At 43.5% G+C, this 10,790-nt stretch carries 15 protein-coding genes; 6 read left to right on the forward strand and 9 right to left on the reverse strand.

The genetic code is table 11. The features are described 5' to 3' along the window. Positions 1-1,078 (reverse strand): aldo/keto reductase (locus tag HWQ37_RS13645; RefSeq protein WP_292748085.1); only part of this gene is annotated, 1,078 nt, incomplete at its 3' end. Between the two features lie 157 nt (positions 1,079-1,235). Beyond that, positions 1,236-1,733, reverse strand: a complete 498-nt coding sequence (locus tag HWQ37_RS13650; RefSeq protein ID WP_292748087.1) for a bifunctional nuclease family protein — start codon at positions 1,731-1,733, stop codon at positions 1,236-1,238. 340 nt (positions 1,734-2,073) lie between these two features. On the opposite strand from HWQ37_RS13650, the gene HWQ37_RS13655 reads away from it, so the two are divergent. After that, complete coding sequence (locus HWQ37_RS13655; protein ID WP_292748089.1) at positions 2,074-2,754, forward strand: riboflavin synthase; 681 nt, start codon at positions 2,074-2,076, stop codon at positions 2,752-2,754. Positions 2,755-2,823: 69 nt separating this feature from the next. Here HWQ37_RS13655 and HWQ37_RS13660 read toward each other — a convergent pair whose 3' ends face one another. After that, on the reverse strand, positions 2,824-4,383 hold the full coding sequence (locus tag HWQ37_RS13660) for a peptidoglycan DD-metalloendopeptidase family protein (protein ID WP_292748091.1): 1,560 nt from the start codon (positions 4,381-4,383) through the stop codon (positions 2,824-2,826). A gap of 90 nt (positions 4,384-4,473) precedes the next feature. After that, positions 4,474-5,328: a biotin--[acetyl-CoA-carboxylase] ligase gene (locus HWQ37_RS13665; RefSeq protein WP_292748093.1), complete on the reverse strand. Its 855-nt coding sequence runs from the start codon at positions 5,326-5,328 to the stop codon at positions 4,474-4,476. A gap of 56 nt (positions 5,329-5,384) precedes the next feature. Between HWQ37_RS13665 and pgeF the strand changes: the two genes are divergently transcribed. Then, a complete protein-coding gene (pgeF, locus tag HWQ37_RS13670; RefSeq protein WP_292748094.1) occupies positions 5,385-6,170 on the forward strand; it encodes a peptidoglycan editing factor PgeF in 786 nt (261 codons plus the stop codon). A gap of 88 nt (positions 6,171-6,258) precedes the next feature. Here the strand turns inward: pgeF and HWQ37_RS13675 are convergent, their stop codons facing one another. The 5 genes from HWQ37_RS13675 to HWQ37_RS13695 all read right to left on the reverse strand — a co-directional run bounded on the left by HWQ37_RS13675 (position 6,259) and on the right by HWQ37_RS13695 (position 9,329). Then, positions 6,259-6,642 (reverse strand): aspartyl protease, encoded by a 384-nt coding sequence (locus HWQ37_RS13675; RefSeq protein WP_292748096.1) that lies wholly within the window; start codon positions 6,640-6,642, stop codon positions 6,259-6,261. Then, positions 6,639-6,956: a hypothetical protein gene (locus HWQ37_RS13680; RefSeq protein WP_292748097.1), complete on the reverse strand. Its 318-nt coding sequence runs from the start codon at positions 6,954-6,956 to the stop codon at positions 6,639-6,641. The genes HWQ37_RS13675 and HWQ37_RS13680 overlap by 4 nt, the downstream gene beginning before the upstream one ends. A gap of 30 nt (positions 6,957-6,986) precedes the next feature. Then, entirely contained in the window at positions 6,987-8,033 is a 1,047-nt protein-coding gene (gene csaB, locus HWQ37_RS13685; protein ID WP_292748098.1) for a polysaccharide pyruvyl transferase CsaB, read from the reverse strand. A 336-nt stretch (positions 8,034-8,369) separates the two neighbouring features. Beyond that, positions 8,370-9,026, reverse strand: a complete 657-nt coding sequence (locus tag HWQ37_RS13690; protein WP_292748099.1) for an eCIS core domain-containing protein — start codon at positions 9,024-9,026, stop codon at positions 8,370-8,372. Between the two features lie 108 nt (positions 9,027-9,134). Then, positions 9,135-9,329 carry a hypothetical protein gene (locus HWQ37_RS13695; RefSeq protein WP_292748101.1) on the reverse strand — a complete coding sequence of 65 codons (195 nt, stop codon included), beginning with the start codon at positions 9,327-9,329 and terminating at the stop codon, positions 9,135-9,137. Between the two features lie 218 nt (positions 9,330-9,547). On the opposite strand from HWQ37_RS13695, the gene HWQ37_RS13700 reads away from it, so the two are divergent. The 4 genes from HWQ37_RS13700 to HWQ37_RS13715 all read left to right on the forward strand — a co-directional run. Continuing rightward, positions 9,548-9,754, forward strand: coding sequence for a hypothetical protein (locus HWQ37_RS13700; RefSeq protein ID WP_292748103.1), 207 nt, complete (start codon positions 9,548-9,550; stop codon positions 9,752-9,754). A gap of 171 nt (positions 9,755-9,925) precedes the next feature. Further along, the gene (locus HWQ37_RS13705) at positions 9,926-10,258 is read left to right on the forward strand and encodes a DUF2499 domain-containing protein (RefSeq protein WP_292748105.1); all 333 of its coding nucleotides are present in this window, start codon (positions 9,926-9,928) and stop codon (positions 10,256-10,258) included. After that, entirely contained in the window at positions 10,258-10,557 is a 300-nt protein-coding gene (locus HWQ37_RS13710; protein ID WP_292748107.1) for a DUF3593 domain-containing protein, read from the forward strand. Before HWQ37_RS13705 ends, HWQ37_RS13710 begins: the two co-directional genes overlap by 1 nt. Positions 10,558-10,604: 47 nt before the next feature. Further along, a partial coding sequence (locus tag HWQ37_RS13715) for a HisA/HisF-related TIM barrel protein (RefSeq protein ID WP_292748109.1) occupies positions 10,605-10,790 on the forward strand: 186 nt, incomplete at its 3' end.

The raw sequence follows: 10,790 nt of genomic DNA on the forward strand, positions 1-10,790 counted from the left end.
CCAATAAAGCTGGAATATCTAACTTTTCTGGGCATCGAGGCAAACAGTCACCGCATTCTGTACAGCGATCGCCTTTCATTCCAGGGAACCAGTGACCAGCATTTTCAAACATTCCATAACGATATTGGCCATAGTCTTTCATGTCGTATGCCACTGCAAGATTACGTAACCGCAATACCTCTGGAATATTGATATTTTCTGGACAGGGCAAACATGCATAACACTGACTACACTTATCAGTTTCCAAAGCAACTTTTTGGTGATTTTCTAATTGCTGGAAAGTGGAAATTTCTGCTGATGTTAACTCTGAATCATCGTCAGCAACTTGCAAAGGTTCCTTTAATTCCCCTGGGTTTGCTGGCCCGATACTCAAAGTAGTAATACGGCGATCTGCAAGTAAAAACCGATAGCTAATATCTAAGGGTAAATACGGATAACATAAGTCTTTTAGGGTTTGGGGTGGCGTGTAGAGTCGTCCTCCCTTATCAGCAGGAGAAATAATAAAAATGCCCATATCCTTCTCGGCAGCTAGTTGAATCGCTGGTGCGTGCCGTTGAAAAAAATAGTAATAATGCAGATTGACAAATTCAAATAAATCTGTATTAACTGCGGCTTGAATTACCTCTAATGGCCCGTGGGTGGAAAAACCAACGTGTCGCACTCGACCATCAGCAACAGCTTCCTCTACTGCTTGCATACAGCCATTTTTGGCTTGCACCCACTCTAAATGTTGCCAAGTGTTCACACCATGAACACCCAAGCAATCTAAATAATCTAGTTGTAATCGTTCTAGAGATTCGTCAATGCACCGACGCATGGTGTCAGCATCTGCTGTGGGTGAGATTTTGGTAGTGACATAAAGCTTCGTTCGGGGTACTGACAACCCAGCTTTTAGCACCCTACCAAGATATTCCTCACTTTTGCCGTAACCTCTGGCGGTTTCTAAATGATTAATTCCTAGCGCTAAGGCTTCTTCGATAGTCTGGTGAGCATTTTCAAAATCAGCCAAGTAGCGCATTGTTCCCAAGGAAAAAACCGAGAGGCGCAGATTCGTTTTTCCAAAGCGTCGGTATTGCATAAATTAAGTTCTGAGTGCTGAGTGCTGAGTAGAAACACGATTAATATTGTCTCTATAAAAGTGGAAAGTGAAAAAGAAAGAATAAAGAAATTATTTTATTTTCTAGATTCTTTATTCCTCATTACTCAACACTCATTACTCAGCACTTAGCACTCTACTAACTGTCGCCATTACCAAAGCGCTTGATCAAATCTTCAGGACGGAGATTGGAAATAAATTCGCGGAAGGCTTGCTGTTCGGCTTCATCTGCATCACGGTCAACGGGGATAGAAGCATCGGCAATAACTTCTTCCATTACCCAAATGGGGGTATTTGTACGGAGGGCAATAGCGATCGCATCGCTAGGACGCGCATCAATTTCTTTTTTGACTTCGCCTTGCTGGACAATTAAAGCTGCATAAAATGTATCCTTTTGCAGGGAATGAATAATTACCTTTTCTAGAGTCATATTCCAAGTCTCTAGAATATTCACAATCAGGTCGTGAGTTAAGGGTCTGGGAGGCTTCTGATTATCCAGTGCGCCCATAATTGCCCTAGCTTGTTCCTGACCAATGTAAATTGGCAAAGCCCGCCGATCTGAAGAATCTTTCAAAAGGACAATCGGGCTGCGGGTTATGGCATCTAATGCTATGCCAGCGACTTTCATTTCAATCATTACCTAAGCCTCTACAATGCTTTGAGAGCCTTTGACGCAGTGTAACAAATAGCACCTCTTTTTAGGCGGTTTGGTGACAGTAATAAACATAAGCATTCGTTCTCTATAATTGCTTCTATTAAACTCCGAACTTGTGGTGAAAACCAGAGTAAATCAAATTGGTCTTCTTAAAGAATAACCTTCTTAACCAAGTATGCCCTCTGAAGGATGCTAATGTGTTAATATTCCTATCCCAAAAAAAGTCAGAAAATATACTTGGATGTTAGAGATTTGTGTGACAATTACCAATTGATTTCAGGCAAAATTAGGCAATAAATAGAGTTAGTTTGACAAAAAAGCCGTGTTTACAGGATTAATCCAAGCATTAGGAACGATGGAACCCTTAGGGGGCGATTCTTGGCAAATTACTTGTGTAAGCCAGTCGGGTGAAGTAATTATGCAAGATTTGGCTTATGGTGACAGTGTTGCTGTAGATGGTGTTTGCCTGACAGTGGAACAAGTTTTAAAAGACGGGTTTATTGCCACTGCTTCACCAGAAACTCTCCGCCGCACGACATTGGGAGGCGAGCAAACCCAACAGAGATATGTCAATTTAGAAGCGTCGTTAAGGGTAGGCAGCAAAGTTGGCGGTCATTTTGTGATGGGTCATGTAGACGGCATCGGTCGATTGCTAGTGGCAGAACAAACAGCTAGTTCTTGGGAAATGACCTTTATTGCTTCCGTTGCGATCGCACGGTACATTGTCCCCAAAGGTAGCATTGCCGTCAATGGCATCAGCCTTACAGTCGCCGCTTATGAGCCAGAACTCTCCCAATTCAAAGTGGCAGTAATTCCCCTCACATACAGCGAGACAAATCTTCGCTATTTAGTTTCTGGGAGTTGGGTAAATCTAGAAGGGGATATTCTCGGCAAATACGTGGAAAAATTCCTTTACTCTGGCAACCCACACACCAGAACCACTGATGACAATAGTATAGATGGCATTACACCCGCATTCTTAGCAGAACACGGGTATCTCTGAATTTTAGATTTTAGATTTTGGATTTTGGATTAATTTAAAATTTAAAATCCAAAATCCCAAATTTTCAATCTAGCTGCCCGGTTGCTGGCTTACCTGAGCAGTTTGTAAACCTCGCACTAACTGGCTAAGGGCGCTTTGTAATTCCACGCCTGGGTCAGTAGCAACCCACCCATCTTGTGTTAGGTGGCGGACTTCAAAGTGCAGGTGAGGGCCTGTGGAAGCACCGGTGCTGCCAACTCGCCCGATGACAGTTCCAGGTTGTACCCATTGTCCGGGTTGAACAAGGATTTCTGACATGTGACCGTAGAGAGTTTGTTCAGCAGATTTGTGATTTAGGATAACGGTTAAACCATAACCACCCATCCAGTTAGCAGTTTCTACTTGACCAGCAGCAGCAGCCAAAACGGGTGTTCCTGTAGGCGCACCCAAGTCTGTACCAGCATGGAAGCGTTGATTACCTGTAATTGGATGAACTCGCCAACCAAATAAAGAAGTAATGGGAGCGGGAATAGATAATGGATACATCATTCCCGTACCACTATAGGCGACTCTCCCCATGTAAGGGATTTGCGGCAATACTGATGCCAGTGAAAAGTCGTAAGCTACGTTACCGGGGCGGGGTGCAATGTTGCCATCTGCCATTGGTGGCGGTAAAGTCCCACCGCTCGGCGCGATGGGAGTTGCACTCACTGTTGTGGGGCTGAACTCGCCGGGACTGGGGATAAACCGATTCGGGCGAAATGCGCTCTTGGTGACACTATTAGAACCACTTTCAGCAGCCCGCCATCTGCTGGTGTTACCAGTAGTTGCAATCTGCCGCACGGGTGGAACTACTGGCAATTGGGCGTTTTGACTTCTTCTCAGCCAATTAGGTGCTGATTTACCATTAGAATCAGCTACACTTCTTTGTGGTACTTTGGCGCAAACGCCGCCTAATACACTTTGCCCTGATGGTAAAACCGATCGACAACCACTGGAGCGTTCTGTAAGAATTACAGAATTTGGTGCTTGATAAGTACCTGTTGCACCACTGTCATAACTATTAGGATCGATATAGGCGTTATTATAATCCTTGGTTTTCTCCGCCGTTGCACTAACAGGGCTGTTGGAGTTATTTGATGGTTGAGCAACTACTGGAAGTTTTTCAGGTGCAGAGCGGGTAGGGGTATTGGGTTGTTGCTGTCTCACCCTTACAGGAGTAACCTGGGAGGCTTCTACTTTGGGCTTTGACTGTCTGATAATCACAACAGGTTCAGCAGTTTCGATTTTGGGTGTAGACTGCTTAACTGGCTCTTTTGATTGAGCAACCTCTGGCTTGCCTAGTCTCTGTCTAAGTCTGGCTCGCCGTTGGGAAAATTCCGGTTGTGCTTGGGCAGTTTCCGGTGCAACAGCCTGTTTTTTAACTGGATTTGTAACTGCTGTTGGTTGAGAACTTTCAACAGTGGGAACGATGTTATCTATTTGTGGTGTTTCCGTTTGGGCAAACACGAAGCCACCGCTAAGGAGGCTAAAGCTACTTAGCCAACAGAGGCTCTGGGCTGGTAGAGTTGAGGCAAAACGTTTTTTTGTTAGACCTTGCTGCCATAAGTAATGCAAACGATAAGGGGCAGAATTTTTGCGCTGCGTCATTTGTTCTCTCAGTTGTGTGTAATTAGCCTAAAGAGATGATGCTAGTGGTTTGTCTTGCCCAAAGAGCGAAATTTTGAACAAACCTCAAATTTAAACGGAAGATTTATGGTACCCCAAACTGATTGTACCGGGTTCAATATAAATTTCCGGTGTAATTAGTTCCTTTATATTGTACGTTTCTAAATCAACTCGTAAATTTCCTTGAGGAGTTACCCCAACTACAGTACCTGAAAGATTATTGACGTAGACTCGCTCGCCTATGTTTGTAAGCAACTCTAGATAACGAGACAAGAGTATATTTACTCCTTCTTGAAAAAGGCACTCCATACCGGATTCTATTCCCAGCAAGACTTTAGAGGTGAGCATTTCCAGACACGAAATTGGTCTGATATCTTGGGAAGCTTGCCACGATTCCAGATTGATTCCAGTTTCTGGTACTGGGTTCGTCCAGTTAATACCAACACCAATTACTGCTTGGGTGATTTGTCCTTTGTTTACTTTGGTTTCTGTCAAAATGCCGCCTAGTTTGCGACCATTTAAAACTAAATCGTTAGGCCATTTTATCCGAACATCTATACCGCATTGGCGCAATTGCGACGCAATTCCCCAAGCAGTAGCGAAAGTTAGTTGGTAGCTTTCATTAGCCTCTATTTTATGGTCGAAGGGTTTATGGTCGAAAGAAGTTGCCACGGAAAGATATAATCCCCCAGCCGGAGAAATCCATTGGCGGCCCCATTGTCCCCGCCCAGCAGATTGCACAGCTGCGATTACTACTGTTCCTGAAATAGCGCCTTGGTTGAGTAAGTTCCAGAGGGTTTGGTTGGTTGAGGAGAGGCTTTCAAAAAAGTGAAGCGAAAATGGTAAATATGTATGTTTGCGCCCTGCTTGCAAGGCTGCTTCCAAGTTTTGCAGATTAAATCCCACAGCAGTTAACCCAAATTCCATTGTTCAAGTTAGCATTGATTGGCTGATGAGTGATTTTTGTTTAGGTTTGGTTGAAGATGCACACTTGGCACTGGCACAATTGGGAAGGACTGCCTTATCTAACTTGTAGTATTTTGGAACATTGGCATCACGGCTTTTTTACCCAGCAGTTTTGGCCGCGATCGCCACAAGTTATCACAGAAGTATTGCAACCAGAGGCATCAGTTTACCGCTTAAAGCAGGTTCATGGCAATACTGTTCTCACCCCTCAAGAAGTTGACAGCCTCTTAAGTACTGCTGAGGAAGATTTAGCATTGGCGGATGGTTTAATGAGCGAGCAGCCTCTACAAGCGGTTTGGGTCGCTAGTGCAGATTGTACACCCGTGTTGATTGGGGATGTGCAAACTGGACGGGTGGCAGCATTACACGCGGGTTGGCGGGGGACTGCGAAGAAGATTGTACCCTTAGCGATCGCTCGATTACAATCTCAAGGCAGTAAACTCGATGATTTGAGGATTGCGATGGGACCTGCGATCGCTGGTGAGGTTTACCAAGTCTCCATCGAGGTGGCTGCCGAAATCGGGGCTAGTATTATATCACATAATGAGGAAGAAAAAATTGTCAAGGCATTGTACGAACTACCAAATTCACCTTTACTAGAAGATCCTAATCCAGGAAAGGTACGGCTAGATGTGCGGCGAGTGAATACCTTACAACTGGAAAATATGGGAATTAGTACAGAACAAATTGCGATCGCACCTTATTGTACTTTCCAAACTCCAGAGCATTTCTTTTCTTATCGTCGGGAGAAAGAAAAAAAAGTACAGTGGTCAGGGATTGTTAGCGGTAAAACGAGTCAGTAGCCATGTTGAAATCAGATTCTGAATTTATGCTGGGGTTTGGATAATGGAAAATTTTTTCCTAAGTTTTGACGGAATTTGTGTAAGTAAATTAATTGCTATCTACCATTTCAAGGGTTAATATTCCTTTTGGTTTATTAACGACCAACTGCATAATGTCCAGCCACAACGAACCTATTATGGTATCAGGAATATCATCTCCAACATGGACGGGAATTATAACTTCAGTTCCATCAATAATAAGTTTGCCTTCATAGATATCGAATCGTGCTTCCCCTCGTGCTGTCCGCATTTCAATCTGTGCGGTCATCAATGACCATTCCAATACTTCCAAGTCTTGAGTATTGATAGCTAACCACCCATCTGTAAACCCAGTATCGAGTAAAGCTTCAACAGAAAATTTATCATTATTAGCAGCAACAAGCTGAATTTCAAATAATAGTTCGCCATTATCGCCAAACGAACCTGAAATCATAACCTGCCGCAGGTTCCTGTATCGTTTAGTCGGAATATAGTAAGTTTTACTTCGTTAGTATTGCCATAAGTATCATGAATTTTTTGCATTATCCCTAAAAGTGTTGGCTCAATGAGATACTGTTCTGTTTCAGGGTCGATGGCAATATGCCAGTTGTAATGCATTTCGATCAAAGTTGGACGTAAGCGCTCGAAAACAGCACGACACCGCATAGCAAGAGCATCACGTTTTTCCTGACGGTGGCGTACTTCTTCAGGTGCTAAGGTTGATGCTGGTAGAATGCGGGTGCGTCGTGGCTGAGATATCTGTGTCATATCATTCCCTGTTTATATCGAGACAAAAACCTAACTCAAAGCTTCACTCAAAAACTCACAGTGCATTAAAGCGCCATCCACCAAAGATTGGATTTTCTCTGATGATAAAGGCTCGCCATTGGCGTAATGCTCCATCCAAGTCAGACCAATCAAATTGGGGTCATCGGGTAAACTTGCTAAATCCCATCCAGGCATTTCCAAATCTTCCATGAGGCGATTTACTTTGGGGTCATAACTGAGAGCAAAACAGCGACAACCTTCAGCAGCAGCCATAATTAAACTGTGCAAACGCATTCCAATTGCCATTTCAACGCCGCGAAACACACCTTTTAAAAGTTGCGGATCTTCCAGACACAAAATCTTGCTGACATCTTTAAGATGTGGTTGAATGGCTTCGGCAATACTTAAATCTTCACTTTTTTGAAATGGCAGTAATAAAATAAATGCTTGCGTAGCTTTTTGAAAGTCAACCAAAGCACGAGTTAAATTTGCCAGACGTGTTTCTGTAAGTTGAGGATGCGATCGCAACGTTACCGCAACTCTCGGCGCAGGTAAATCCCAAAGTCCTGGTACTGGTTTAGATTCCAACGCCCAAACCGGGTCAGGAGCTATAATACAAGGAATTTGCCAATCAGATAATAAAGCTGCACTGGCGCGATCGCGGACACTGATTTTGGTACAATTACCAAAGGTTTGCCGTGCTAACCAACGAGTTTGGGGACGCACCAAAGGGCCGATACCCTGCGCCCAAGCAATGGTTTTCAAACCCATTTTCTGCGCTAATGCCATCAGTCCCCCATAATAAAATGGGCTGATAGTACTAGTAACATCTTGAATCAGACTCCCGCCGCCCCAAATCAAGACATCACAAGAGCGTAAAGCTTGTAGTACAGGTAAAACAGCCATGCGATCGCAAGTTTCTACATTATAGCGATCGCGCGTTTCCTCTGGATTCCCAGAAAGCACCACAGGCGTTACGTGAGATGGTAACATTTGCAAAAGCGTTGCTAACAAAGCTTCGTCACCACCATTACCTTTACCGTAATACCCAGACAATAACGCCCTTATCTTGACCATTTTGGATTTTGGATTAACGTTTAGGTGTCAGTCCATTAATATAAAGCCAAAGCGCTTTACAAAATTCACCGTCGCCTTGTATATTTTCCTTCAGCTTATTTCCATCGTATTCTCGACTGTATTCCCCCCAAGGGTTATGAAGATTTACGTAGTAAAGCCCTTGTTCCTCTTTTTATGCAGCCCCTTCCGGGCGGGTGTGGGATGTGGGGTATAGGGTTGCAGGTTAAAAATTAGCCCTGAAGTGAGGTTTAAATCCTCGCCCCTTGTGGGCGAAAAAATCCTTGCATTCACTGGTAGGTTGAAACCCCACCCCTTGTGGGTGGCTTTATATTTTCTCTACACCCTATCCCCTACACCCTGTTCATAGGCTTGTCGAATTCTTGAACCCGTCACATCTGCTTCTCTCTCAAGTCTGGGATCGTCATTTATCTTCAAGCCCTGTGCTGTTTCTATTGTTGGCTCGACTATTCCCTTCTTTTGCTGCGGGATATGCCCTAACTCATGATATAGGTGTTCTTCCTGCCTTGGTGCTACGTATACTTGTGTGGCTGCTTGTGTATACGCGAACGCATTTGCCTGGGCGGGTTTGTCAGAATTCAAGTGAATCTTCACATCATCCATCGCCACCCCGGTTACATTTTCAGCCGCTGTTTTTAGGCTGTCTGGTAATCCAGTTTTATTTTCTGACTGCTGTACTCCATTGGCTTCTTTGCGTTGGACAAGCTCACTCTTGTCCTGTTTAAACTCATCTCCTGGTTGCCCAGTTGTCAGCTTTGCCTGTATTACCTGTTTTAGTGGTGGGAACAAACTGACTGGTAACAAGCTCGTCTTTCTTTGAAGTATTCCCTGGCTTTGTTCTGCTTGCTGATTCTTAGTTGGTGTTGGTGTTGGGTGTTGAGTAATTGGCGGCGCAAAGGGTCTTGATATAAACTTTGATCTTGTCTGGGTTTCGGTCTTTTTTGAAGCACTTTTCTGGATTCTTTGGAATGTCATAATAGTTCTTCCTTTTCCTAACTCTCATTACCTACTTGGTTGACAAAGATATCACCTTTTAGTAGCCGTTGCTATCACACTGAATAGTTTGATGATTTAACTCGAATTCTACCATGTAATTATCGGTTGCGATTCTATGAAAGCGCTAACAAGTGCGATCGCTTCGGTCACTTGTGCTATATGTGGGGATTTTTGTAGTACTGCGTGGGCGTTGGTTACAAAGCGCGATCGCTCAAATGAATTTCCCGACCGCATTAAAACGCCGCTCTGAGAGTTATTGTTAAATGATTTTCTGTCCCCCATACAGATGGTAAACTCATTCCCAAGTTCTACTTTGAATAGTAGAGAAGATAGTTATAACCCCCCTTGAAATCGGAAGTTGAGCCTTTGAACTCGGAATTTTTAAAATTCTAAAAGAACTTTTTTACGACGACTAGAACCTTTCTTTCTTCTAGAAACTCTACGCTGTGCCGACTTTAATTTACGTTCCGCTTTACGCAAGGATAGCCAATAACCACACAATGAAAAATAAAAGACTAAGCCTAAGAATCAGCGAAAGAAGAATGCGAGTGTTGCCAACTTATGCCGCTACTAAAGACAAAACTATTACATCCTTGGTAGAAGACTGGATTGATTCTCTCAGTTCAGAAAGAGTTCGTTCGTCATCTCTTTCCTACGGAACGCTCCGCGAACGAGAGGCTCCGCCAACGACCAACGATCCTGATTAAACTGTGTTCAATTTCGGTTGTTGGTCAATTCCTTACTCACGCGCATTCATCACGACACTGAATTGGGTACAATTTCAGTGTGAGATTTCTGCTGTTTTAGTTAAACAAATATAAAATTCAAGCTATATATTACCTTAACAGTACTACTTCCCACTCCTAACTCCTAACTGTATGCACACCCTTTCAATTCCCACCTGGATTATTCATATTTCTAGCGTTATTGAGTGGATTGTCGCCATTTGGTTAATCTGGACTTACGGCGAACTCACTAATAACCGCAACTGGTGGGGATTATCCCTTGCCATGTTACCAGCTTTAGTCAGCGCTATGTGTGCCTGTACCTGGCATTATTTCGACAACGCCGAATCTTTGGAATGGATGGTAACGCTTCAAGCTACCATGACTTTAGTTGGTAATTTTACGCTTTGGGCAGCCGCGTTTTTGATTTGGCGTTCTACCAAATCTGTCAACACTGTTGAACCAAAACCTATCAAATCAGAGTAATGATTTCTAAAGAAACCCTGTTTGCACTTTCACTGTTTCCCTATTTGGGTTTCTTGTGGTTTATCAGCCGCAGTCCGCAAATGCCACGTTTAGCGCTGTATGGATTTTACGGCACGCTCGTCTTTGTTGCGATCACCATCCCGGCGGGGATTTATGCTGTATTGCATTATGGCGAGTCTTTGGCCAATGTAGATTGGTTGCATGGTGGTGCAGAACTATTTTTGACGCTTTCTAATATCTTGCTTGTGCTGGGTTTTGGGCAAGCTGTAAGGCAATTAAAAATGAAAAATCAAAAATAGTAAATTTAGCTATAGATAGCGTTTTGATTGCAAAGAGGAAGAGTTAAATGGATGTAATTCCAGCGATTGATTTACTAGAAGGTCATTGTGTGCGACTGTATCAGGGAGACTACGATCGCTCGCAAGTTTTTAGCGAAAATCCTGCTGATGTTGCCAAACAGTGGGTAGATCAAGGTGCTACCAGATTGCATATAGTTGATTTAGATGGTGCCAAAGCAGGTAAAGTAGTAAAC

It is taken from the genome of Nostoc sp. NMS4 (assembly GCF_017115095.1).
GTDB lineage: Bacteria > Cyanobacteriota > Cyanobacteriia > Cyanobacteriales > Nostocaceae > Nostoc.

Excerpts from the sequence above, each read along its gene's own strand:
- HWQ37_RS13650 (WP_292748087.1), bottom strand. The coding sequence starts at position 1,733 with ATGATTGAAATGAAAGTCGCTGGCATAGCATTAGATGCCATAACCCGC.
- HWQ37_RS13660 (WP_292748091.1), bottom strand. The coding sequence starts at position 4,383 with ATGACGCAGCGCAAAAATTCTGCCCCTTATCGTTTGCATTACTTATGG.
- HWQ37_RS13665 (WP_292748093.1), bottom strand. The coding sequence starts at position 5,328 with ATGGAATTTGGGTTAACTGCTGTGGGATTTAATCTGCAAAACTTGGAA.
- pgeF (WP_292748094.1), top strand. The coding sequence starts at position 5,385 with ATGCACACTTGGCACTGGCACAATTGGGAAGGACTGCCTTATCTAACT.
- HWQ37_RS13675 (WP_292748096.1), bottom strand. The coding sequence starts at position 6,642 with ATGATTTCAGGTTCGTTTGGCGATAATGGCGAACTATTATTTGAAATT.
- HWQ37_RS13680 (WP_292748097.1), bottom strand. The coding sequence starts at position 6,956 with ATGACACAGATATCTCAGCCACGACGCACCCGCATTCTACCAGCATCA.
- csaB (WP_292748098.1), bottom strand. The coding sequence starts at position 8,033 with ATGGTCAAGATAAGGGCGTTATTGTCTGGGTATTACGGTAAAGGTAAT.
- HWQ37_RS13690 (WP_292748099.1), bottom strand. The coding sequence starts at position 9,026 with ATGACATTCCAAAGAATCCAGAAAAGTGCTTCAAAAAAGACCGAAACC.
- HWQ37_RS13695 (WP_292748101.1), bottom strand. The coding sequence starts at position 9,329 with ATGGGGGACAGAAAATCATTTAACAATAACTCTCAGAGCGGCGTTTTA.
- HWQ37_RS13700 (WP_292748103.1), top strand. The coding sequence starts at position 9,548 with ATGAAAAATAAAAGACTAAGCCTAAGAATCAGCGAAAGAAGAATGCGA.
- HWQ37_RS13705 (WP_292748105.1), top strand. The coding sequence starts at position 9,926 with ATGCACACCCTTTCAATTCCCACCTGGATTATTCATATTTCTAGCGTT.
- HWQ37_RS13710 (WP_292748107.1), top strand. The coding sequence starts at position 10,258 with ATGATTTCTAAAGAAACCCTGTTTGCACTTTCACTGTTTCCCTATTTG.